Below are 19,808 nucleotides of genomic sequence, written 5' to 3'. Positions count from 1 at the left end.
TCGGCATTTGACCCTACGGACCTCTTTCATGCTCGTCATCTCCATTCAAAGCCAGGTGGTCCACGGCCATGTCGGCAACAGCGCCGCCGCCTATGCCATGCAGGCGGAGGGCGTGAATGTCGCGGCGGTGCCGACAACGCTGCTGTCGAACCATCCGCGCTATCCGACCCTGCGCGGGCGGGTGCTGGAGACCGAGCTCGTTGCAGATCTGCTGAGAGGCGTCGAGGAGCGCGATCTTGTCGACGAGGCCGCGGTCCTCGTCACCGGCTATCTCGGTTCGCCCGGCAATGCCGCTGTCATTGCCGATTTCGTCGAGCGGGCGCTGACCCGCAATTCAAAGTTGGTTTATCTCTGCGACCCCGTGATCGGCGATGATGGCCGGGTCTATGTCGCGGACGGCATCCTGGATGTGGTCCGGCACCGGCTGCTGCCCGCCGCCAATCTGACCACGCCGAACCAGTTCGAGCTCGGGCTGCTCGCGGGCCTCGACATCTCGGATGCGCAGGGTCTGCGCGCTGCGTGCGCGACGCTGGCCGGGACCGGCCGCATTGACGTGGTCGCCACCGGTTGCACGCTCACTGATACGGCGGAAGGGCACGTGGAAACGATCTTGTGCGCCGACGGTCAGTTGTCGCGCTTTGCGACGCCGCGCCTGCCGATCCGCCCCTCAGGCACCGGCGATCTCCTCACCGGCCTGATCGCGGCGCATCTGGCCAAGGACACTGCGACCGAGGCGGCGGTGCGGCTCGCAGTCGAAACCATCTTTGCAGTGCTGGTGCGCACGCAGGAGGCCGGCGCCGCCGAGATGCGGCTCGTGCCGCTGCCGACGCCGGGACGGTAAGCCGTCATACTCAGGTCGCGCGCTTCGCGGCCGATTGCGCTGATTTCTGCGGCTTCGCGGGGACCTTCTGCTCGCGCGTCGCCTGTGCCTTCGCCTTTGGCAGCTTTGCACTTGCCACGGCCCGCGCTTTCCTCGGCTTGACGTTGGCTTCCTTGCGGTCCGACGTGCCTCGGCGCGAGACATATTCCGTACCGTCGACCGGGCCGACATGCGGGGGATCGCGGCCGAGATAGGGTCGGCCGATGCCGAGCGCCTTGCCATTGGCATCGACCCACTTCCACAGCACCTCGGTCGAGACCCAGCGCTGCGCGCGGTTGTCGCCCTTGGTGCTGACGATGTCGGCCGCCATGCCGTGGCCGTAGCCGCCGCGCGTGCTGCCGCCGTGATAGGAGCGGTCGGAGGCGGCCTTCAAGCCGCTCGCGATCGACTGGCGATAGTCGTCGCGGAACGCGCTGGTGATACCCGGCGAAAGCCCGGCAGCCTCAGCCGCGAGCAACGTGCGAAACAGCTTTTTCTTGAAACTCTTGTCCATGCCGCCGATGACGTAGTCCATCATCGACATGCCGGCGCGGTCGGCCGCCTTCGGATCCTTCCAGCCAAAGTCCTCGTCGACCAGTTTCGTGAAGCTGCGCATCACGGTCACCATCTTGCCCTTGCGCTTGACGGTGACGGCGCGGCGATCCTCGACCTTGATCGAGTCTTCCTTGGGCGTGCGCTGGTAGAGCGCCCAGAGATAGCGGTCGATGCAGGCTTCCATGACGTAGCATTCGTCGAGCACCGCGGTCGTGTCCGCAGACGGCGAGGCCTTGCTCGCCGCGGGCGCGGGGCCGGTCGCGATCGTCGCGGGCGACAGCGCCTCGGTCGTCACGATCTCGGTGGGATCGGCGGATGCGAGCTTTACCACGGGCTCCGGCGCCGGAGCCGGAGCAACCTCGCTGGCGATTGGTGTCGGATCAGGCGAAATCTGCGGCGCGAGTGGCGCTTCGGTCGGCAAGATCAGCACTGGGTCGGCCGAGGCGAGCTTGATGGCCGGAACTGGCGCCTCGGGCGCTGCCGCTTCAGCGGTGACCGCGCTTGGTGTCGCAGCGACCGCGGCGGCGATATCCGCGGTCAGGGCGACGCCGTCCTCGATGGCCGCAGCGTGCGGGATGTCGGCGAGGTCGAGCCGACCAAGATCTTTTGCGCGCGAGACGGCAGAAGCATTGGCGCCGCTGTTTTCGATCAGGGCAGGGGCGTAGGCGGACAAAGAGAGCGCCAGCCAGCCGGCGAGAACCGCCGAGGGGCAGGAGACCGCCACCAGAAGAGACCGCCGATCATTCATGATCCCTGCCTCCAAACGGTTCTATTGAACCTCGTCTTCTCCGAACAGTCTGACCAGACAGTCTTGGCCAAACAGTCTTGCACGAAAAGGCACGCCGCGCGCCGATTGTTCGGGGGACGGTGTGGCAGCGCAATGGCGCAATTCGGCGAAAGCGGGCTTTTCGACCAGGTGTTGCGCGGCGGCAACGCGGGTTCCGCGGTTCCACCGGCGCTTGCGCGCGGGCGGTGTAGAAAATTCGATAAAGACGAATATTTTGGCGCCGGCCGGCGTAAGGGTGTTTCGCCCACACGTTGCGCAACCTTGTCACGGTCGGCGCGTTAGGCGCCCATGACGCACTCCTCGCTTCGTCCGATGGACGCCTTCGACCCCACCGAGCCCGCCATCCTGCACGACCAGCTCTCCGATACGATCATCACCTGGAGCGCTGAGCAGGCCGATGATTTCAGGCGGGCCAGCCGGCCAGGCGGTGACGGAACCGTGATCTGGAAGGACTACGTTTTCGACGGCTGGGGTCATGTGCTCGGCGGCTGACCGCCGCTCATAACAGCGTCATGTCGCGCCGGGGCGCGCATTAAACATATTGCCATGCACTCGGCGCGTTGTTGCGTTGCAGCAGTGCATGTCGCAATGCAGCAAAATGCGCTTAGATGTGCTCCGAACGTTTCATTCAGGAGCATCACCCATGAACAAGAAGACTCTGTCGATCGCCGCCGCCATCCTGACGATCGCTGGCAGCACCGTGGCTTTCGCCGCCGAGCTGCCGACTTACGAGGCCAACGGTTTTCCGGTGTCCCCGATGCAGGTGCGCGTGCTCGGTGCCGCGCATGTCGAGCAGCAGGCCTCGGCGCCCACCACGATCGCTTCGGTCCACCAGACCCGCGTTCTGTCGCCGCGCAAGATGAAGACCGCTGATGTCACGACGGGCAGCGCCCGCTGATTTGGGGGCGCCACTAGCCAACATCAAGTCAACGTGATGCAGGCTCGTTTTCTCCGAGCCTGCCCGGACCGCGTTCCCTTTCGGGAGCGCGGTCTTTTTTTTGGCGCAGCGAGTGATGATCACGTGCCACTTGTGTACGGCCGTTCAAAGCGAGTGTGATCTCTTTAATAGTTGCTTTGCAGATCGGAGCGCTTGATGCGGCCGCGGCTTATTGAGCAGCCAAGAATCATTTTTCATAATGGAGTAGTCATGCCCATTGCACAGAAAGCCGTTGTTGCAAGCGTCTCGCCGCGCGCGTTCATTCTCAGGCATCTCGCGTTGTTCGCAGCTGCCGCGCTGTTCGTGTTCGTGCTCAGCCTGACATACGGGCTCGATCTCAGCCCCGGGTTTTTCTGACGGGCTACGCATGCTTCGATAAGCGCAGGCTCGACGGCGAGCGGCCGTAGAGCTCTGCGAAGGCGGCGTTGAAACGGCGCAGGCTGCCGAAGCCGGCCTGGAATGCGATGTCAGTCATCGTGTGATCGCCGGCATCGAGCAGGCGTTTTGCGCGCTGGACGCGCAGCGTCTTCGCAAGCTGCTGCGGCGTGGTGCCGACGTGACGCTCGAACAATCGCGCCAGATGACGCGAGGAGATGCCGAGCCGCATCGCGAAAGACACCACCGAATCCTCGTCGAGCGCGCCCTCATTGATGAGCTTCACCGCGCGTGCGACCGTCGAGCGCGTGCCGTTCCAGGCCGGGCAGAACGGTGCGGTCTCGGGACGGCATCGCAGGCAAGGGCGGAAGCCTGCGGCTTCGGCCGCGGCGGCTGACGGATAGTAGGAGACGTTGCGCGTCAGCGGCTGCTTGGCCGGACAGACCGGGCGGCAATAGATGCCCGTGGTCTTCACCGCCGTGAAGAAGCGGCCGTCAGCGGGGATCGCGGCGCAGGCGCGCTGCATTGCAGACATCAAAGCTCAGCATGGCCTGATGATAGCGCATGGCCGCGCAGGCGAAAGGGCCGCGGGATGACCGAGTCCGATTGCGGCGAGCCGCGATGGGCAGGGCGGCTTAGAAAGCCGCCCTCGACGCAAGCCCCCCTGCGATGCCAGTCTTGGAGCCCGGCGTGACCAGCCCGAAAGACACCGTCCTCAACGCCTGGAAGATTGTTTCAGTATGCGACTCGATGCGCATCGCCGCGCTGTTCACCGACGACGCTGAGTGGATCGCGCCGAAGGGCAACGCCACCGCGGTCGCGCTCGATTACACCGACCACATGATCCGCGCGCAAGCGATCGCGCGCTTCATCGCAGGAGATGCACAGGATGTTCTCCGGGATCGATATCGGCTTTCGCGGCGTCTATGCCGACGGCGATGTCGTGATCGTGGAGGAGCGGATGCGCGCTACACTTGCCGGGGGAGCGCGTTACGAGAATGACTATAGCTTCGTGTTCACGGTGGCCGGCGACAAGATCCGCGAGGTGCGGGAATACGTGGACACGCGCAAGAGATGGCGGATGGTGTTCGGCGAGGAGGCTCGATGAGCAGGCATATTTTCCGCCGCGTGCCAGCCCTGCAACCGCATGGGTTGAGCCTCGTCGCTTGCTGACATAAGGCATGCTCCATGGATCAGCGAACGAGCGCCGACGCTCTCATTCGGAGGAACGATCAGGCGCCGGCCCTTGTCGGCGTGCTCTGCGGCCTCGCCGCGGCGGTGTTCTGGGCGCTTGGCTTCGCCGGCACGCGGCACGGCCTCAAGGTCGGCTTCACGCCGGTCGATCTGCTCGTGCATCGCTATGTCTGGTCCGGCATCGCATTCCTGCCGTTGGTGGTACGCGGCGGAATCTCCGATCTCTGCGGCATCGGTTGGGGCAGGGGCCTTGTGCTGATGGTGCTCGGCGGCCCGGTGATGTCGCTGATCTCCTACACTGGTTTTCTGTTCGTGCCGCTCGGCCATGGCAGCGTGATCCAGCCCTCCTGTGCGACGCTCGGCGGCCTGCTGCTCGCGGCCCTGTTCCTGAAGGAGCATGTTTCCGCGTCGCGCATCGCCGGCGCTGTCGTCATCGTCGGCGGGCTCGGTGTGATCGGCGCGGAATCGATCGGCCATATCGGCGTCGACGGCGTGCTCGGCGATCTGACCTTCGTGCTGACCGGATTGATGTTCGCAGGTTTCGGCGCGCTGCTGCGCCACTGGCGTGTCTCCGCCGTGTCGGCTGCGCTCGTCATCAACGTGCTGTCGCTGCTGCTGTTGCCGATCTACCTCATGACCGGCGGGCTCGCGCGGATCGCGGCGATCGGTATCGGTGAGAACGCCATTCAGGCGCTGGCGCAGGGCGTGCTTGCAGGTCCCGCTGCGCTTTATCTGTTCGCCGTCTCGGTCCAACGCCTCGGCGTGGCCCGCGCCGCCGTTGTCCCCGCCTGCGTGCCGGCGCTGACGGTGCTCGCCGGCTGGCTCCTGCTCGGCGAGCCACCGACACTATTGCAGACGGCGGGATTGGTGACGGTGCTGTGCGGATTCTATCTGGCGCAGCGGCAGCGATAGATTGCGGCCTCCGCACGGCGCTTACCATTCGATGGCGGTAAACTTGACGCCGCGACAGGTCAGCTCCCGCCCGAGCCGCTCGGCGCGTTCGCTAGCGGATTTGCCCTGGCGAGTCCGGGGGCTCGGCTTACGCCTTCCTCACGAACTCCGATTTCAGATTCATCGCGCCGATGCCGTCGATCTTGCAGGCGATGTTGTGGCCGTCGGTGGCGTCCTGCAGGCGGATGTTGCGGACCTTGGTGCCGCCCTTGACGACGGAGGACGAGCCCTTGACCTTGAGATCTTTCATCACGATGACGCTGTCTCCATCGGCGAGCGCATTGCCGTTGGCATCGCGCACGCCGGCCTCCTGCGCGGCATCCGCGGCGGCCTCCGCCGTGCCGCTCCATTCATGGCCGCATTCCGGGCAGACCCAGAGGCCGCGATCCTGATAGGCGTGCTCGGAGTTGCAGGTCGGGCATTTCATCGCGTCGGTCATCGTTCGCCTCGTCGCCCGTCACGGGCGCGCCGCACGCTTTCCGCCGGAAAAAGATGGATTGGGAGCAAATCCTTTACCATGGCTTTCAGTCCTTGGGGAACCCTTGGAAATTTAGGAGTTCAGGAAAAAATCTGCGGTATCGAGGTCCGGGATTTTTGCGGCTGCGTCGGTTCGACGTCGCTGCGCAAGGAGCGTCCAGGAGCCACGTCCCGTCATGAGCGAGCACCGCGCCGCAGTCAGACATCACATTTTGCGGACCGGCATTGTCGAGTTCGACAACGGCACCGGCAAGACCATCAGCGCACCCTGCACGATTCGCGATGTCTCCGGCACCGGCGCGCGCCTCGGCCTCAACGCCTCGCTCTGGGTGGCCGAGCAGTTCACGCTGGTCTTCAGCAGCGGACTGCGCAAGGACTGCCGGGTCGCCTGGCGCAAGGGCAGGCTGATCGGCAGCGCGTTCGTGGACGGCTATGCAAGCGCGGATGAGCAGGCCGTGATGATGACCGCGGACGAGCAGTCCCGGCACCGGCTCGGGATCGGTGCGCGCCTCAAGGCTGCGCGCGAAAAGCGCGGCTACACGCAAGGCCAGCTCGCCGAGCTCGTCGGCGCCACGCCGGCCTTCGTGTCGCTGGCCGAGCAGGGCCTCGCGGACATTCCGCTCTACCAGCTGATGCACATCGCCGATCTGCTGATGGTCGGCCTCGACGGGCTCGTCGCGGGGCCGGCGCCGGAGGATGTCGACGCGGCGTAATCGGCACCGCTTCAAAACAAAAACGTCGAAAACAACCCCATGCACAGTAGAAATCCCGAGGGATTTCAGAGTGTTGGAAATCCGAAAAGTCGTCGGTGTTGGGCCGTAGCCCGGATGGAGCGCAGCGCAATCCGGGAATCCTGCGGGGGCACCGGTCCCGGATTACGCTGCGCTCCATCCGGGCTACGGCCTCAAATCCACTTCGGCGATACCGAATCGAATTTGACTCGTCGGGCAAAACAGGAGCAGTATGGCATGATGGCGCCGCTGGAAGCTGGTGGCTCGCCAGCTGCGGAGCGACATGCCGAAAAAAGCAAAACCAAAAAGAAAACTGAAGACCTTCCAGACGTCGCTCGGCTTCTACGACCAGGCGATCGCCGCGCCCTCGATGAAGGCAGCGCTGGACGCCTGGGGCGCCAGGTCCAATCTGTTTCATCAGGGCGCCGCGAAGGAGACTGACGACCCCGACATCGTCGCGGCGACCATGGAGAAGCCGGGCGTGGTGCTCAGGCGTCCGGTCGGATCGGATGGGGCGTTCACCGAGCATTCCGAGTTGCCGACCGATCTCGCTGACGACGCGGCCAAGCCGAAGCGCAGGCCGAAATCCAAGCCGAAAAAGAGTCCTTCAAACGCTGCAAAGCAACCATCCCGCAAGATCGACGATCAACAGGCGCGCAAGGCCGCCGCGGCGTTCGCGAAGGAAGAGCGCCGGCGGGAAGCCGAGCGCCGCAAGGAGGAGATCGCTCGCGCCAAGGAGCGCGCGCGCCGCGAGAAAGCGGTCGCGAGTGCACAGGCGGCGCTGGACGAGGCGAGGCGGGAGCACGAGGAGCGGGCGGAGGCGATCGACGCGGAGCGCGCTGCGCTCGATGGGCGTGCCGAGGCAGAGCAGAGCCGGTGGGACAAGCAGCGGATGAAGCTGACGGAGGCGGTGCGACGTGCGCGGGAGTAGGGCTCAGCCGCGCGCTTCGAGGCAAGCGCGGACCTTGTCTGCCTGCGCGCGGGGCACGGCATGGGCGCGCCACTGCTCGCGCGTGGCGCCCGCTGCGGTCAGGCACCGGCCGATGTTGCGATCGTAAGCGTCCTGGGACATGCGCTCGCGCTTGGCCTGGCACGCAGCGTTGCCGCCACACTCGTAAACGGGGGCAGCCTTGGCCATCGAGATACCCAGGGACAAAAACGCCACGACGAAAAATGCCATCGGCTTGTACATATCCCCCAGAGGCTGGAATCGATTTGCTTCAATCGCCAGACGTTTAGCGTGTTGGATCGCTGTTTGCAATCCTGGGGAGAGCGGAGTCGATCAAAGCGCAGCACGCTGCGCTGGAGAGCGCGCCGAGGCGGAGCAGAGCCGGTGGGACAAGCAGAAGGATGAAGCCGACGGAGGCGGTGTGGCCGGCATCGGTCATTCCGGCAAAGCTTGATCGCAAATTCGCTTGCCTTGCTTGGCGTCCTTTTGCACTCTTGGGGCAAGGAGACCAACGCATGAAGATCATGACTGTCGCGTGTGCGCTCGGAACCGCCCTGGTGCTGTGCAATCTCGGAATATCGGATGCCGACGCCCGGACGCGGAAGGCTCGCGTGGTGGATGAACAACGGCTGAGGGTGGATGTCCCCGTGCTCAGGCCGACGCCGTGGGATTACAATATTGTTCCGCGTTATCGTTATCGCCCGGAAGATGACCGGGTCGATCCGTACGGACCGCCTTTGGTGTCGTCGTGGGTGCGGTATGAGGGTTGGCGGTGGCCGTATTGGTGGTGATCCCGTAGCCCGGATGGAGCGAAAGCGTAATCCGGACCATCCGCATCGCACGATCGCCCGCATGGCACGAATCCCGGATTTCGCTTGCGCTCATCCGGGCTACGTCCTTAATCGTCGTCGGCCGCAAGCCGCTGAAACTGCCGCTTCATCGCGTTGACCCTGGCGATATAGCTCGCGACGAGGTGATCGCCGCAACGCTCGTCGGCGATCATCGCAAACTTGCGGCGTGCGTAGGCCGTGGCGGGGCCGGCGCCGCAGAGATGGATGAAGGCGGCCAGATCCTGCCGCTCGCGCGCGCTCGCCTTCACATCACCCGCACGGGCGAGAACATCGGCGACATTGCGATCGAGATACACCGATGCGAGCTCGATGGCGTGGCTCGGAATCGCGCGGACATAGAGGAAGGGAGAGCCGCAGCCGGCTTCCGTGACCGCGTTACTGCGAATACAGAACCGCGCGGCGTCGGCATAGGCTGCGTCCAGCATCTGGAAGAGGCCGACGGCGCTGGAGGCGGGCCGGTAGATCGCGAGCGGATTGAGGCTCCATTGCCAACGCCAGTAGGTGCGCGCGAGCGGATTGCCTGAACTCTCGACCTGCGCCAGTGCGGCCAGCAATTCGGGCGTGATCGTCGCGGTGGCATGCTTGCGGAACAGCGGCCCGTATTGCCGCCAGGTCTCCGATGGCTCCTTGTCGAGCGCGTGGCCGACAAGGACGAACAGCTCGGTCGGCTTGCGCATGGTTTGATAGGCGATGTTCACGAGCACGACGACCGCCAGCAGCATCGCCACGCCGCTCGCGATCCGAACCATGCGCGGTGCGCGGGCGAATGTCTTTCGCAGCCATCGCGCGCGTCGCCTGAGCTTGCGAAGGCGAGAGAGGAGGGGCTTGCTTCGTGCTGGCATCGGTCTTCTGGGAGTGCATTGCGGAGGCTTTGTAGCTGGTTAACGCGGTCACCAGCCCTTGAAATCCGGCTTCTTTTCTCTCTGGTCGCGTCTTTTCAAGTCGCCGCTCCGTACTCCCACGGCAGCTCGTATCCTTGATGGAAATAACCCGAGGTTGTACTGTGCGCCGCAACAGGGTTAATTTTGTGTGAATGGATCGTTGGAATGACCGTCATTGAAAGCGTGGTGTCGGCGGAAGTTGCGGAGCGGAAAATGCCGCCGGGCGTGCTGGTCGAAGGGCCGGTGGTCGAGGCCAAGTTTCGCGATTCCTACATCTCCTTCGTCATCATGATCGGCGGTTCGATCGCGGCGCTGGTCTGGGCGTTCTGGCAAGGCATCGGCTGGGTGGAGGTTTCGGTCTTCGCCGGCACGTTCGCGCTATCCACGGTCGGGATCGGCTTCATGCATCGCTACTTCGTCCACCGCAGCTTCCGCTGCGGTCCGGTGATGCGGACGTTGTTCGCGGCCATCGCCACCATGGCGGTGCAGGGCTCGATCCTGAAATGGGTGAGCAATCATCGCCGGCACCATCTTCACTCCGACAAGCCGGGCGACGTCCACAGCCCTTACTATGACGGCGACGGCAATCCCTATGTCACCTTCGCCAAGGGGATGATGCATGCGCAAGGCGGCTGGGTGTGGGATCAGGCCACCACCGATGCCGGATACTACGCCAAGGATATCCTGGCCGATCCGATCGCCATGTTCTTCACCAGGACGCGCTGGTACTGGTACGCGCTCTCGGCGGTGATCATTCCGGGCGCGATCGGCTACGCCTTTGGCGGCGTGCACACGATGACCGGCTGCATCCTGTTCTCCGGCCTGTTCCGCAGCTACCTCATGACCATGGCGACATCGCTGGTCAACTCGGTCTGCCACAGCGACGGCCGCTACGGCTACCGCCGCTTCGATCTCGACGACGGCACCACCAACGAGTTCGTGACCACGATCCTCACCTTCGGTGAAGGCCTGCACAACAACCATCACCGGTTTCCGCGCGACGCCTACATTTCGCACGCCTGGTACGAGATCGACATCAACGGCCTGATCATTCTGGGACTCGGGAAGCTTGGCCTCGTGCACGACATTTTCGCGGCTGGGAGCAGGACGCGTCCCTCTGGCGGTTCAGACGGCGGAGAACGTTCAGTGGCAGATACCGAAGCGATCAGGCCGTAGATGGGTAGAGCGGAAGCGACCCACCAATCGCCGTCATCGCACGATGGGTTTCGCAAGTGCTCTACCCATCCTTCGGGCTCGGTGCTCGACTACGCCATGGATTTGGCCACACCGATCTAGTGGTGTGCTCACTAGCGCGGGCGCTTTGATGGCCCACGGGGCACGAAGTTTAGGCCGATGAACTATCTGGATCTCATGGACGACCGACGGACACCGGCGCCCTCCAACGCCATCCGCGCGTTGGAGCAACACATCGGTGCGCCGTTGCCCGCGCCCTACAAGGAGCTGCTGGCGCAATCGGACGGCGGCGGCTTCGACCGCTGCGGCGTCGAGCTGCCTTGGCGCAACGACCGCACCGTTTTGGACGTGCTATTCACGACGCATCCGACCGACAGCTACGGCGTCATCGACAATTACGATGTGTATCGGAGCATGAATCGAATCCCCCGGCTGAGCTGCCCCTTCGCACCCGATCCCGGCGGCGACCTGTTCCTGCTGAGTCTGGAGGAGGACAGTTATGGGCAGGTCTTCTACTGGGATCACGAGCATGAACCGGTGGACGGTGGCGACATGTTCGCCGATTTCCCGAACACAAACGAACTCGCGCCCGATCTTGAAACCTTCATCCTCGGCTTGGGAGAGGGGTGAATGGATATGCAGCTAGTAGGATGGGTTGAGCCCTTGCGAAACCCATCGCTTCTGTCGATTGGCTAGCGATGGGTATCCCTTCGCTCCACCCATCCCGCGGGCTCACCAATCCGGATCGCCGTAGTAGGGATCGACCATATAAGGCGGGGGCATCCAGGGCCCGCGCGACGGCGGCCTGGGCCGCCGGGGTGCGGCCGCCTGCGCGTGCGGCCGGGCAGGCGCAGCGGTATCGTTGTTGATTGCGCTCCGCACGGCGGGTTTCGCGGGTGCGGATGAAGATGCGGATGACGTCGTCGGCTCCTTTTGCAGCGCCTGGACCTGTGCGGCGAGGCGTGCGTTAGCCGCCGCATCCTTCTCCTGCGCCGCCTTGAGCTGTTGAATGGTGTCGGCCTGCTCGCGCAGCGTCTGCTCGTTGCGGCTCTTCAGTTGCTCGAGCTTTCCTTTCATGCTCGCAAGCTCGCTGGTGATGGTCTTGAGCGATTGCGCGAGATCGGACGACGAGGGGTCAGGTGCTGTGGCGCCAGTTCTTGAAGCGTCGGGCCTTGGAGCGTCGGGTCTTGAAGCGTCAAACCCTGCATTGCTCTCAGTGTCCTTGCCGACCGGCGGCGCGGGCACCGTGCCGGGCTCATCCGCGGCAGCCAGCTGCACGGCCGCCGGTTGCGCCGGACTTTCAACCGCGGACGCTTGCGGAGGCCGAGTGGCGGCCGGTGGAGCCCATCGCGCCATGATCGATTTGGTCATCGACCTGGCCTGATCGCTATATTGCGAAGCGAAGGCTGCACCGAGAATGCCGATCGCCAGCACGAGACCGACCAGAGCACGCAGCATGGGCCGATCTCCCTTCAGGCCTTGGTTGCGAACCTCGCTATCTGGCGCCGGCGCCGCGGCCTTGGGAGTCTTGTCCTCGGGAATCTTGTCCTTGGGAGCCTGGATAGTCTCCGCACCGGCGCTTGCTCGCGAGACCCGCGGGCCTTCGCTGCCGCGTTCCATTCCGGAAACCAGCCGGTCCAGCCGCGCAAGGTCTTGCTCTGCGCTCTTGATCCGGTCGTAAGCCCGCGCCAGCCCGCCATCGGCGCGCACCTCGTCCGGCTTGGGAGCGTCCGGCTTAGGGGCATCAGGCTTGTGGTCGTCAGGTTTGGGGTCGTTCGTCTCGGGCACCGATGCGCTCTCGATCCAGTCGGGCGTCAATGGGAGTGCGGCAGTCCGATCGGAACGATAGGACTCGCCGCCGTCCAACACAACGCGCGTGCGAAGGAGAAATTATGGCGGGCTCGGGGGCGGGCGTGGGCGTTGCCGAACCGGCATGCGTCGGGAGCGTCAGGTACATGAGCGAAATCGGTGTGGCTCCCGCTGATGCCCTATGTAGGTCAGCGTGACAGTTTCGCTGTCTCGTTATGAACTCGGCCGCCAGATCGCAACGGCCCGCATTGTTCTAAATCAACAAAACCCGCTGATTGGAGAATTACGCTGACGCACCGTTCCAATCCAGGAAGGAGAGTGGACATGTCGCGCCGAACCATCGTTTCACTTACCGCATCCGCAATCATTGGCATCGCCTGCATCGCGACTGTTTCGACCGACGCCTTCGCGTATCGAAGAGGCGTCGGGGTTGGTCGAGTTGGTGTTCATCACGGCGGTGTCTATCGCGGTGGCGTCTATCGTGGTGCAGCCGTGCGCCGCGGAGTTGCCGTGGGCGTCGGAGCTGCTGCGGTTGGTGCGGCAGCTTACGGGGCTTACGGAGCCTACGGCGGCTATCGCCGCTGCGGCTACGAACCTTACCCGCCCTGCTACTAGCCGGTCTTGTAGCCGGTCTTGGCGCAGCGGCCAGAGCACCGATGGGTCGGCTGTGCGCGGAGCACCTCTCTCCGAGCGGGGAGAGGTGATCCGAGTTCCGGGCCCGCACACACGGGATCCGGGCTGTGCTCGCTTCACCGTGCGTATTGGCGCGTCTGTTGCTCGACAGCTCGACTTCTAGCGAGGCGTGCGTGCCATCTTCGCCGGCCGCCACCATGAGAGGTTGAACGCCGAAAAGTCGATCGCTGCGTGCATTCGCGGCGACCGGGAAAAAGCGGCAAAATTGCGGCTGTCAAGGATACATCAGGGTAGAACGGAGCTTATCCCCGTAATAAACCCAATGCTGTTAGGGGTTCTGGGTGCGTATGGGAGGATCAATAATGGCAAATGTCGAACAATTGCGCAGGCGGGACGGAGTGAACCTGGTCCAGCTTGAGGAGGACATTGCATCGATACGCTCGGGAAGCTCTCTTGCTTCCATTGCGCTGCCTGATTACGTCGAGCACACCGCGGGCGTGACGCGCGTCGGCGCGCTCAGTGCAGAGGCGGTCGTTCGGGACTATGAGTCCGCTGCAAAAGAGATCGAGGCCATGGGCACCGAGTTGATCGACGCCGCGCAAAAATGCGAGGCGCTGACAGCCCAGGTCCATGATGCGATCGCCTTCATGCGAGAAACGGCGGCGGAGTATCGTGAAGAGGGTCGGAAGATCTTCAGGCGCATCGAAGAATGTGCGCTGTTCACCGAAGACGTCCGCAAGACATGCGAACAGGTCAAGCGCAGAATGGTCGACGTCTCGCTAGGCTCATCGTCCAACGAGGAGTTCGCATCGCAACAGCCCGAGTTGAACGGGATCGCCGCCAAGGTGTCGATGAGCGAGATACGGTGAGGCGGGCGTAGATAGCGCGTAGGGTGGGTTGAGCTCAAGGTCGTAGGATGGGTTGAGCCCTTACGAGACCCATCATCTCTCGCCGATCGAGCGGTGATGGGTATCGCTTCGCTCCACCCGAGCTGGAGCCAACAATCAATAGCGGCCGCCGTGGCCCTTTTGCTGCGTGATCCAGTCCGACAATGTTTTCGGTGTCGATCCCACGGTCCGGCCCGGTGATGCCTTCGGATTGTCGCGAACGCCTTTCGTCGGACGGGTGCGCGGCGGTTCCGTTCCGTTGACGCTCTTTGAGCCAGCCATAGATGCTTCCGCAGCTTCCTTCTCGAGGCGCAGCTGTTTCAATCGCGCCATCTTGATGCGCTCTGCCTCGACTGCGGGTCCTTCGGAGAGCAGCGGCCTGTGTTGAGCGACCTCCGCCGGGACGATGACACCGATTATCGTCGTCTCGCCGAGCGCCTTGCAGGCTTCGAGCCGATGCAGTCCCTCGACCAGAACGAGGCGGTCTCCGTCGAGCCGGACGGAAATGGGTTCCTGTTGTCCGATGTCCAGCATACTTTCAGCGATCTCTCCGACGGTCTCGGGCTTGATGGCTTTCTTCTGCTTCGTGGGAACGAAGATCTTCTCGATCGGGAAGCTTTCCGGTTTGGGCATTACTTGACTCCGCTTCTACCGGGCCCGTCGGAACCGATGCCGGCGGTGGTCGGAGTTTAGGAGGGAAGGGCTCGACCGCAAAGGTAATTTCGGCGGCAGGGTGTTGATGAGCTCGTAGGATGGGTTGAGCCCTTGCGAAACCCATCCCTTCTGGGGATTTGGCGGCGATGGGTATCGCTTCGCTCCACCCATCCTACGTGCTGTCGCCGCAATACCGAGCACATGTCGCTGTCGTAGACCTCGGGCTTGCCTGCAGCTTCCGGGCGACGCATCCGCAGGGCGGATCGGCCACTTAGGCGGCGTGTTCCGGGGAGCGGGTGACATCGCCGCGTCCCGCGAGAAGGCCGGCAACGGAGATATCTTCGTCAAGTGCTTCCCAGTGCAGGCCGACGCGGCTGAGCTCGACCTGGTTGCGTTCGTCTGGCGTTGCATGGAGCAGGCGCGGAAACCACGCAAGCGGGATCCCGAGTGTCCTTCCATCGGACAGTTCGACCCACATCGTGTGTTCGTCGAAGCGAACGCTAGTTGCCGAAATGGTCATGCCAGGCCTTCAGGAGAAGATCGCGATTGTCTTCCACGACGCGCAGGATATTCGAAAGTTCCCGCGGATTGAAGCCATAACTGTCGGCTATTGATATGCCAGGCTCAAGCCAAATCTTGGCGTCCCGGCCGCCGCCTTTGACATGAATATGGGGCAGCTCGGGTGGCTGCCCCTCATTTGAGAAGAAGTAGTAACGCAAGCCGCCCTGGCGTAATGCAACTGGCATCAATGCCTCCGGGCGGCTTGCGCTATTGGTATCAGCTGCACCCCGTCGTGCTGCCGCACGTATCGCACTTCATGCACGTGCCATTCCGCACCAGCGTGAAGTTGCCGCACTCGCTGCACATCTCGCCCTCATAGCCCTTGGCTTTGGCTTCCGCGCGGCGCTCGGCCTTGCTGGGCACTGCGACTTGCGCGCTGCCGGCCTTGCTCCATTGCAGGGCTTCCAACTTCTCGGTGGGCGAGAGGTCGTGGGCCACTTCCTGCTTCAGCGCGACCGCGCCTTCCAGGACGTCGCCGGCACGGCCCGCGCCGTGGGAGGCGAGCGAGGTGACCTTGCTGCCGCCCGCCGGTGCGCTGTCGTTGCCTTGCGCGACCGCGGTCGAGCCGCCGCGCATCACCACGAGGTTGTCGGTGCGGGAGCGGGTGAGGCCGCGCGACACCAGCTTGGAGGCGCGCTGGCCGTGATCATCAGGCTCCTTGCCTTCCTCGACGCCCTTGCCGAGCACGTCGAACCCGGTCTCACTGGGATCGACATGGGCGAGGTCGAAGCGGCTGAGATAGCTCACCGCCAGCTCGCGGAAGACGTAGTCGAGGATCGAGGTCGCATATTTGATGCTGTCGTTGCCCTGCACCGGGCCCGCCGGCTCGAAGCGGGTGAAGGTGAAGGCGTCGACATATTCGTCGAGCGGCACGCCGTACTGGAGACCCAGCGACACCGCGATGGCGAAGTTGTTGATGAAGGAGCGCAGTGCGGCGCCTTCCTTGTGCATGTCGATGAAGATCTCGCCGATACGGCCGTCGTCATACTCGCCGGTGCGCAGATACACCTTGTGGCCGCCGACGACCGCCTTCTGGGTGTAGCCCTTGCGGCGATCCGGCATCTTCTCGCGCTCGCGCATCACGATGATGCGCTCGACCAGCTTCTCGACGATCTTTTCCGAGACCTGGGCGGTGCGGGCCGCCATCGGCTTGTCGTAGAGATGATCGACCGCATCGTCCTCGTCCTCATCATCGCTGATGAGCTGCGAGTTGAGCGGCTGGCTGAGCTTGGAGCCGTCGCGATAGAGCGCGTTGGCCTTCAGCGCCAGCTTCCACGACAGCATGTAGGCGGACTTGCAGTCCTCTACAGTTGCGTCGTTCGGCATGTTGATGGTCTTGGAGATCGCACCCGAGATGAAGGGCTGCGCCGCCGACATCATGCGGATGTGGCTCTCGACCGAGAGATAGCGCTTGCCGACCTTGCCGCAGGGGTTGGCGCAGTCGAACACCGGATAATGTTCGGCCTTGAGGTGCGGGGCACCTTCCACCGTCATCGCGCCGCAGATGTGGACGTTGGCCGCCTCGATCTCGCGCTTGGTGAAGCCGACGGCTTGGAGCAGGTCGAAGCCGGGGGCCGCGATCGCCTCTGCGCCGATGCCGAGCTGGTCGCGGATGAAGTCCTCGCCAAAAGTCCATTTGTTGAAGGCGAACTTGATGTCGAACGCGGTCGGCAGCGCCTTTTCGACCTTGGCGATGGCTTCGTCGGTGAAGCCCTTGGCCTTCAGCGTCGAGGCGTTGATGCCCGGCGCGTTGGAGAGCGAGCCGTGGCCGACGGCGTAGGCCTCGATCTCCGCGATCTCGCTCTCGCGATAGCCGAGCGCGCGCAGCGCTGCGGGGACCGCGCGGTTGATGATCTTGAAGTAGCCGCCGCCGGCGAGCTTCTTGAATTTCACCAGCGCAAAATCAGGCTCGATGCCGGTGGTGTCGCAATCCATCACGAGGCCGATCGTGCCGGTCGGCGCGATCACCGTGGTCTGGGCGTTGCGATAGCCGTGCTTCTCGCCGAGCTCGAGCGCCGCATCCCAGGCCGCTTGCGCATGGGTGACGAGGTCGGTCTGCGGGCAGGACACCAAGTCCATCGGCACCGGATTGACGCTGAGCGCCTCGTAGCCGTTGGACTGGCCATGGGCGGCGCGGCGGTGATTGCGGATCACGCGCAGCATGTGCGCGGCGTTCTTCTTGTAGCCGGGGAAGGTGCCGAGCTCGGACGCCATCTCGGCCGAGGTCTTGTAGGTGATGCCTGTCATGATCGCGGTCAGCGCGCCGGCGATCGCGCGGCCTTCCTTCGAGTCATAAGACAGGCCCATGGTCATCAGGAGGCCGCCGATATTGGCGTAGCCGAGGCCGAGCGTGCGGAACTCGTAGGAGAGCTCGGCGATCGACTTCGACGGGAACTGCGCCATCATCACCGAGATTTCGAGCACGATGGTCCAGAGCCGGCAGAGGTGCTCGTAGCCTTCGACGTCGAAACGCTTGGAGGGGATGTCGTAGAACGTCAGCAAATTGGCGGAGGCGAGGTTGCACGCCGTGTCGTCCAGGAACATGTATTCCGAGCACGGATTGGAGGCGCGGATGTCGCCGGACGCCTTGCAGGTGTGCCAGTCGTTCATGGTGGTGTTGAAGTGCAGGCCCGGGTCGGCCGACGCCCAGGCGGCGTAGCCGATCTTTTCCCAGAGGTCGCGCGCCTTCAGCGTCTTGGTGACCTTCTTCGTGGTGCGTCCCACGAGATTCCAGTCGCCGTCGGTCTCGACCGCGCGCAGGAAGTCGTCCTTGAGCGAGACCGAGTTGTTGGAGTTCTGGCCGGATACCGTGAGGTAGGCTTCCGAATCCCAGTCGGTGTCGTAGACGTCGAACTGGATGTCCTTGTAGCCCTGCTTGGCGAACTGGATGACGCGCTTGATGTAGTTGTCAGGCACGAGGCTGCGGCGCGCCAGCTTGATCTCGCGGCGGAGCGCCGGGTTCTTCTCGGGGTCGAAGCAATCGTCGCCCGAGCCTTCGCAGTTGACGCAGGCCTTCAGCACCGCCTTGAGGTGCTTCTGGTTGATCTTGGAGCCGGTGACGAGAGCCGCGACCTTCTGCTCCTCCTTCACCTTCCAGTCGATATAGGTCTCGATGTCGGGGTGATCGACGTCGACGACGACCATCTTGGCGGCGCGGCGCGTGGTGCCGCCGGACTTGATCGCGCCCGCGGCGCGGTCGCCGATCTTGAGGAAGCTCATCAGGCCGGACGAGCGGCCGCCGCCGGAGAGGCGTTCGCCTTCGCCGCGCAGGCGCGAGAAGTTGGAGCCGGTGCCGGAGCCGTATTTGAACAGGCGGGCTTCGCGGACCCAGAGGTCCATGATGCCGCCCTCGTTGACGAGGTCGTCACCGACGCCCTGGATGAAGCAGGCGTGCGGCTGCGGATGCTCGTAGGAGGATTTCGACCGGGTCAGCTTGCCGGTGAAGGGGTCGACGTAATAATGGCCCTGGCCGGGGCCGTCGATGCCATAGGCCCAGTGCAGACCGGTGTTGAACCATTGCGGCGAGTTCGGCGCGACCATCTGCATGGTCAGCATGTAGCGGAGCTCGTCGTAGAAGGTCTGGGCGTCCTCGTCGGAGGAGAAGTACTTGCCCTTCCAGCCCCAATAGGTCCAGCAGCCGGCGAGACGGTCGAACACCTGCTTGGCCGAGAGCTCGCTGACGAAGCGCTCTTTCTCGGGCAGGAGGGCGAGCGCCTCGGTGTCGGGCACGGAGCGCCACAGGAAGGAGGGAACGGATTCTTCCTCGACCTTCTTCAGGCGCGCGGCAACGCCGGCCTTGCGGAAGTACTTCTGGGCGAGGACGTCGGAGGCGACCTGCGACCACGCGGTCGGCACCTCGACATTGTCGAGCTTGAACACGACCGAGCCGTCGGGATTCCTGATCTCCGACGTGGTCAGCCGGAACTCGATGCCGGCGTAAGGTGACTGTCCCGAAGTGGTGTGGCGCCGCTCAATCCGCATGGTCTTGCCCCGTCCTATCTTTGACCAGACCGCCTCCGTTCAGGCGTGCCGGGTCATCATTTCATTTCGCGGTGCTCGAGGCCGCCTGGCCCTTGGCATCGCAGTTCAGCCGGTAGACCCGGCCCATTTTCTCCCGACGCGATTGCTCGATGCGCGCACCGATCATCCGCCGGCACGTCCAGACCCATCCGCCCCAAAGGGATGAGCCCGACATGCGTTCAACGCCCCACAACGTCACGTCTTCAACCATTGCCATCCGAGCCTGTTTCCAGCCCGTTCAGGCGCCCGAAAGATCCGCTCTCGCCGGGCAGACAAGCCCGTATCCCGCTGCCTTTGTCTGGCTTGGCGGAGTGCTGTTTTGCAGACCCTTTGGGGGAGTGCCGGCGGGACGCAAACACACTCGCGCCGAACGGATCGAAAACTAGGACTCTCCGTTACGCCCGTCAAGAACTAGTGCGAGTTCCTGAATCAAATACTAAATATGGTGGATTGTGGGGGATAACAGGGGGCAGGCCCGCGCCTGTTATTGAGCCAAGTATCAG

Annotated in this window: 24 protein-coding genes; 13 read left to right on the top strand and 11 right to left on the bottom strand. The window is 63.9% G+C overall.

Features of this window, described 5'->3' with window-relative positions; genetic code table 11:
* Positions 1-28 precede the first annotated feature (28 nt).
* Positions 29-841 (top strand): pyridoxal kinase, encoded by an 813-nt coding sequence (gene pdxY, locus BRA1253DRAFT_RS04820; protein WP_007591709.1) that lies wholly within the window; start codon positions 29-31, stop codon positions 839-841.
* Between the two features lie 10 nt (positions 842-851).
* Here the strand turns inward: pdxY and BRA1253DRAFT_RS04815 are convergent, their stop codons facing one another.
* Positions 852-2,162, bottom strand: coding sequence for a hypothetical protein (locus BRA1253DRAFT_RS04815; protein ID WP_007591708.1), 1,311 nt, complete (start codon positions 2,160-2,162; stop codon positions 852-854).
* 327 nt (positions 2,163-2,489) lie between these two features.
* Here BRA1253DRAFT_RS04815 and BRA1253DRAFT_RS04810 point away from each other — a divergent pair, with 327 nt between their 5' ends.
* From BRA1253DRAFT_RS04810 to BRA1253DRAFT_RS44310, 3 genes are all read left to right on the top strand, one after another.
* Positions 2,490-2,693, top strand: coding sequence for a hypothetical protein (locus BRA1253DRAFT_RS04810; RefSeq protein ID WP_007591707.1), 204 nt, complete (start codon positions 2,490-2,492; stop codon positions 2,691-2,693).
* A 151-nt stretch (positions 2,694-2,844) separates the two neighbouring features.
* Positions 2,845-3,099: a hypothetical protein gene (locus BRA1253DRAFT_RS04805; protein WP_007591705.1), complete on the top strand. Its 255-nt coding sequence runs from the start codon at positions 2,845-2,847 to the stop codon at positions 3,097-3,099.
* Between the two features lie 249 nt (positions 3,100-3,348).
* The gene (locus BRA1253DRAFT_RS44310) at positions 3,349-3,495 is read left to right on the top strand and encodes a hypothetical protein (RefSeq protein WP_007591703.1); all 147 of its coding nucleotides are present in this window, start codon (positions 3,349-3,351) and stop codon (positions 3,493-3,495) included.
* Positions 3,496-3,499: 4 nt separating this feature from the next.
* On the opposite strand, the gene BRA1253DRAFT_RS04800 is transcribed toward BRA1253DRAFT_RS44310, so the two are convergent.
* On the bottom strand, positions 3,500-4,048 hold the full coding sequence (locus BRA1253DRAFT_RS04800) for a bifunctional transcriptional activator/DNA repair enzyme AdaA (RefSeq protein ID WP_007591702.1): 549 nt from the start codon (positions 4,046-4,048) through the stop codon (positions 3,500-3,502).
* Positions 4,049-4,402: 354 nt separating this feature from the next.
* Between BRA1253DRAFT_RS04800 and BRA1253DRAFT_RS45045 the strand changes: the two genes are divergently transcribed.
* Together BRA1253DRAFT_RS45045 and BRA1253DRAFT_RS04790 are read left to right on the top strand one after the other, a co-directional pair.
* On the top strand, positions 4,403-4,621 hold the full coding sequence (locus BRA1253DRAFT_RS45045; RefSeq protein WP_245285861.1) for a nuclear transport factor 2 family protein: 219 nt from the start codon (positions 4,403-4,405) through the stop codon (positions 4,619-4,621).
* 80 nt (positions 4,622-4,701) lie between these two features.
* Positions 4,702-5,619 (top strand): DMT family transporter, encoded by a 918-nt coding sequence (locus BRA1253DRAFT_RS04790; protein WP_007591700.1) that lies wholly within the window; start codon positions 4,702-4,704, stop codon positions 5,617-5,619.
* A gap of 127 nt (positions 5,620-5,746) precedes the next feature.
* Here BRA1253DRAFT_RS04790 and BRA1253DRAFT_RS04785 read toward each other — a convergent pair whose 3' ends face one another.
* Positions 5,747-6,097 carry a zinc ribbon domain-containing protein YjdM gene (locus BRA1253DRAFT_RS04785; protein WP_007591698.1) on the bottom strand — a complete coding sequence of 117 codons (351 nt, stop codon included), beginning with the start codon at positions 6,095-6,097 and terminating at the stop codon, positions 5,747-5,749.
* Positions 6,098-6,311: 214 nt separating this feature from the next.
* Here BRA1253DRAFT_RS04785 and BRA1253DRAFT_RS04780 point away from each other — a divergent pair, with 214 nt between their 5' ends.
* Both BRA1253DRAFT_RS04780 and BRA1253DRAFT_RS04775 read left to right on the top strand, forming a co-directional pair.
* Positions 6,312-6,848 carry a helix-turn-helix domain-containing protein gene (locus tag BRA1253DRAFT_RS04780; RefSeq protein ID WP_007591691.1) on the top strand — a complete coding sequence of 179 codons (537 nt, stop codon included), beginning with the start codon at positions 6,312-6,314 and terminating at the stop codon, positions 6,846-6,848.
* Between the two features lie 301 nt (positions 6,849-7,149).
* The gene (locus tag BRA1253DRAFT_RS04775; protein WP_007591689.1) at positions 7,150-7,797 is read left to right on the top strand and encodes a hypothetical protein; all 648 of its coding nucleotides are present in this window, start codon (positions 7,150-7,152) and stop codon (positions 7,795-7,797) included.
* A gap of 3 nt (positions 7,798-7,800) precedes the next feature.
* Here BRA1253DRAFT_RS04775 and BRA1253DRAFT_RS04770 read toward each other — a convergent pair whose 3' ends face one another.
* Positions 7,801-8,046 carry a hypothetical protein gene (locus BRA1253DRAFT_RS04770; protein ID WP_007591687.1) on the bottom strand — a complete coding sequence of 82 codons (246 nt, stop codon included), beginning with the start codon at positions 8,044-8,046 and terminating at the stop codon, positions 7,801-7,803.
* Positions 8,047-8,330: 284 nt separating this feature from the next.
* Between BRA1253DRAFT_RS04770 and BRA1253DRAFT_RS41115 the strand changes: the two genes are divergently transcribed.
* Positions 8,331-8,606: a hypothetical protein gene (locus BRA1253DRAFT_RS41115; RefSeq protein WP_083869795.1), complete on the top strand. Its 276-nt coding sequence runs from the start codon at positions 8,331-8,333 to the stop codon at positions 8,604-8,606.
* A gap of 107 nt (positions 8,607-8,713) precedes the next feature.
* Here BRA1253DRAFT_RS41115 and BRA1253DRAFT_RS04765 read toward each other — a convergent pair whose 3' ends face one another.
* Complete coding sequence (locus tag BRA1253DRAFT_RS04765) at positions 8,714-9,508, bottom strand: transglycosylase SLT domain-containing protein (protein ID WP_007591683.1); 795 nt, start codon at positions 9,506-9,508, stop codon at positions 8,714-8,716.
* A gap of 204 nt (positions 9,509-9,712) precedes the next feature.
* Here BRA1253DRAFT_RS04765 and BRA1253DRAFT_RS04760 point away from each other — a divergent pair, with 204 nt between their 5' ends.
* Together BRA1253DRAFT_RS04760 and BRA1253DRAFT_RS04755 are read left to right on the top strand one after the other, a co-directional pair.
* Positions 9,713-10,723, top strand: a complete 1,011-nt coding sequence (locus tag BRA1253DRAFT_RS04760; RefSeq protein WP_007591681.1) for an acyl-CoA desaturase — start codon at positions 9,713-9,715, stop codon at positions 10,721-10,723.
* Between the two features lie 177 nt (positions 10,724-10,900).
* Positions 10,901-11,371 carry an SMI1/KNR4 family protein gene (locus BRA1253DRAFT_RS04755; protein ID WP_007591679.1) on the top strand — a complete coding sequence of 157 codons (471 nt, stop codon included), beginning with the start codon at positions 10,901-10,903 and terminating at the stop codon, positions 11,369-11,371.
* Positions 11,372-11,473: 102 nt separating this feature from the next.
* Here BRA1253DRAFT_RS04755 and BRA1253DRAFT_RS04750 read toward each other — a convergent pair whose 3' ends face one another.
* Positions 11,474-12,529 (bottom strand): hypothetical protein, encoded by a 1,056-nt coding sequence (locus BRA1253DRAFT_RS04750; RefSeq protein ID WP_007591677.1) that lies wholly within the window; start codon positions 12,527-12,529, stop codon positions 11,474-11,476.
* A gap of 345 nt (positions 12,530-12,874) precedes the next feature.
* Between BRA1253DRAFT_RS04750 and BRA1253DRAFT_RS41110 the strand changes: the two genes are divergently transcribed.
* Positions 12,875-13,165: a hypothetical protein gene (locus BRA1253DRAFT_RS41110; protein WP_007591676.1), complete on the top strand. Its 291-nt coding sequence runs from the start codon at positions 12,875-12,877 to the stop codon at positions 13,163-13,165.
* Between the two features lie 380 nt (positions 13,166-13,545).
* The gene (locus tag BRA1253DRAFT_RS04745; RefSeq protein WP_007591674.1) at positions 13,546-14,052 is read left to right on the top strand and encodes a hypothetical protein; all 507 of its coding nucleotides are present in this window, start codon (positions 13,546-13,548) and stop codon (positions 14,050-14,052) included.
* A 135-nt stretch (positions 14,053-14,187) separates the two neighbouring features.
* Here BRA1253DRAFT_RS04745 and BRA1253DRAFT_RS04740 read toward each other — a convergent pair whose 3' ends face one another.
* The 5 genes from BRA1253DRAFT_RS04740 to BRA1253DRAFT_RS04715 form a co-directional block, all read right to left on the bottom strand.
* Complete coding sequence (locus BRA1253DRAFT_RS04740; protein WP_007591672.1) at positions 14,188-14,703, bottom strand: ParB N-terminal domain-containing protein; 516 nt, start codon at positions 14,701-14,703, stop codon at positions 14,188-14,190.
* Positions 14,704-14,995: 292 nt separating this feature from the next.
* Positions 14,996-15,244, bottom strand: a complete 249-nt coding sequence (locus BRA1253DRAFT_RS04730; RefSeq protein ID WP_007591670.1) for a DUF2442 domain-containing protein — start codon at positions 15,242-15,244, stop codon at positions 14,996-14,998.
* Positions 15,225-15,470, bottom strand: a complete 246-nt coding sequence (locus tag BRA1253DRAFT_RS04725) for a DUF4160 domain-containing protein (RefSeq protein WP_007591667.1) — start codon at positions 15,468-15,470, stop codon at positions 15,225-15,227. Before BRA1253DRAFT_RS04725 ends, BRA1253DRAFT_RS04730 begins: the two co-directional genes overlap by 20 nt.
* A gap of 31 nt (positions 15,471-15,501) precedes the next feature.
* Positions 15,502-19,266, bottom strand: a complete 3,765-nt coding sequence (locus BRA1253DRAFT_RS04720) for a vitamin B12-dependent ribonucleotide reductase (RefSeq protein WP_007591665.1) — start codon at positions 19,264-19,266, stop codon at positions 15,502-15,504.
* A gap of 61 nt (positions 19,267-19,327) precedes the next feature.
* Complete coding sequence (locus tag BRA1253DRAFT_RS04715; protein WP_007591663.1) at positions 19,328-19,522, bottom strand: hypothetical protein; 195 nt, start codon at positions 19,520-19,522, stop codon at positions 19,328-19,330.
* Positions 19,523-19,808: the final 286 nt, after the last annotated feature.

Origin of the sequence: Bradyrhizobium sp. WSM1253, assembly GCF_000244935.1 — a bacterium.
In the GTDB taxonomy this organism is placed as follows: Bacteria; Pseudomonadota; Alphaproteobacteria; order Rhizobiales; family Xanthobacteraceae; genus Bradyrhizobium; species Bradyrhizobium canariense.
This window is presented reverse-complemented; position numbering and strand designations above follow the sequence as displayed.

Excerpts from the sequence above, each read along its gene's own strand:
- pdxY (WP_007591709.1), top strand. The coding sequence starts at position 29 with ATGCTCGTCATCTCCATTCAAAGCCAGGTGGTCCACGGCCATGTCGGC.
- BRA1253DRAFT_RS04815 (WP_007591708.1), bottom strand. The coding sequence starts at position 2,162 with ATGAATGATCGGCGGTCTCTTCTGGTGGCGGTCTCCTGCCCCTCGGCG.
- BRA1253DRAFT_RS04810 (WP_007591707.1), top strand. The coding sequence starts at position 2,490 with ATGACGCACTCCTCGCTTCGTCCGATGGACGCCTTCGACCCCACCGAG.
- BRA1253DRAFT_RS04805 (WP_007591705.1), top strand. The coding sequence starts at position 2,845 with ATGAACAAGAAGACTCTGTCGATCGCCGCCGCCATCCTGACGATCGCT.
- BRA1253DRAFT_RS44310 (WP_007591703.1), top strand. The coding sequence starts at position 3,349 with ATGCCCATTGCACAGAAAGCCGTTGTTGCAAGCGTCTCGCCGCGCGCG.
- BRA1253DRAFT_RS04800 (WP_007591702.1), bottom strand. The coding sequence starts at position 4,048 with ATGTCTGCAATGCAGCGCGCCTGCGCCGCGATCCCCGCTGACGGCCGC.
- BRA1253DRAFT_RS45045 (WP_245285861.1), top strand. The coding sequence starts at position 4,403 with ATGTTCTCCGGGATCGATATCGGCTTTCGCGGCGTCTATGCCGACGGC.
- BRA1253DRAFT_RS04790 (WP_007591700.1), top strand. The coding sequence starts at position 4,702 with ATGGATCAGCGAACGAGCGCCGACGCTCTCATTCGGAGGAACGATCAG.
- BRA1253DRAFT_RS04785 (WP_007591698.1), bottom strand. The coding sequence starts at position 6,097 with ATGACCGACGCGATGAAATGCCCGACCTGCAACTCCGAGCACGCCTAT.
- BRA1253DRAFT_RS04780 (WP_007591691.1), top strand. The coding sequence starts at position 6,312 with ATGAGCGAGCACCGCGCCGCAGTCAGACATCACATTTTGCGGACCGGC.
- BRA1253DRAFT_RS04775 (WP_007591689.1), top strand. The coding sequence starts at position 7,150 with ATGCCGAAAAAAGCAAAACCAAAAAGAAAACTGAAGACCTTCCAGACG.
- BRA1253DRAFT_RS04770 (WP_007591687.1), bottom strand. The coding sequence starts at position 8,046 with ATGGCATTTTTCGTCGTGGCGTTTTTGTCCCTGGGTATCTCGATGGCC.
- BRA1253DRAFT_RS41115 (WP_083869795.1), top strand. The coding sequence starts at position 8,331 with ATGAAGATCATGACTGTCGCGTGTGCGCTCGGAACCGCCCTGGTGCTG.
- BRA1253DRAFT_RS04765 (WP_007591683.1), bottom strand. The coding sequence starts at position 9,508 with ATGCCAGCACGAAGCAAGCCCCTCCTCTCTCGCCTTCGCAAGCTCAGG.
- BRA1253DRAFT_RS04760 (WP_007591681.1), top strand. The coding sequence starts at position 9,713 with ATGACCGTCATTGAAAGCGTGGTGTCGGCGGAAGTTGCGGAGCGGAAA.
- BRA1253DRAFT_RS04755 (WP_007591679.1), top strand. The coding sequence starts at position 10,901 with ATGAACTATCTGGATCTCATGGACGACCGACGGACACCGGCGCCCTCC.
- BRA1253DRAFT_RS41110 (WP_007591676.1), top strand. The coding sequence starts at position 12,875 with ATGTCGCGCCGAACCATCGTTTCACTTACCGCATCCGCAATCATTGGC.
- BRA1253DRAFT_RS04745 (WP_007591674.1), top strand. The coding sequence starts at position 13,546 with ATGGCAAATGTCGAACAATTGCGCAGGCGGGACGGAGTGAACCTGGTC.
- BRA1253DRAFT_RS04740 (WP_007591672.1), bottom strand. The coding sequence starts at position 14,703 with ATGCCCAAACCGGAAAGCTTCCCGATCGAGAAGATCTTCGTTCCCACG.
- BRA1253DRAFT_RS04730 (WP_007591670.1), bottom strand. The coding sequence starts at position 15,244 with ATGACCATTTCGGCAACTAGCGTTCGCTTCGACGAACACACGATGTGG.
- BRA1253DRAFT_RS04725 (WP_007591667.1), bottom strand. The coding sequence starts at position 15,470 with ATGCCAGTTGCATTACGCCAGGGCGGCTTGCGTTACTACTTCTTCTCA.
- BRA1253DRAFT_RS04720 (WP_007591665.1), bottom strand. The coding sequence starts at position 19,266 with ATGCGGATTGAGCGGCGCCACACCACTTCGGGACAGTCACCTTACGCC.
- BRA1253DRAFT_RS04715 (WP_007591663.1), bottom strand. The coding sequence starts at position 19,522 with ATGGCAATGGTTGAAGACGTGACGTTGTGGGGCGTTGAACGCATGTCG.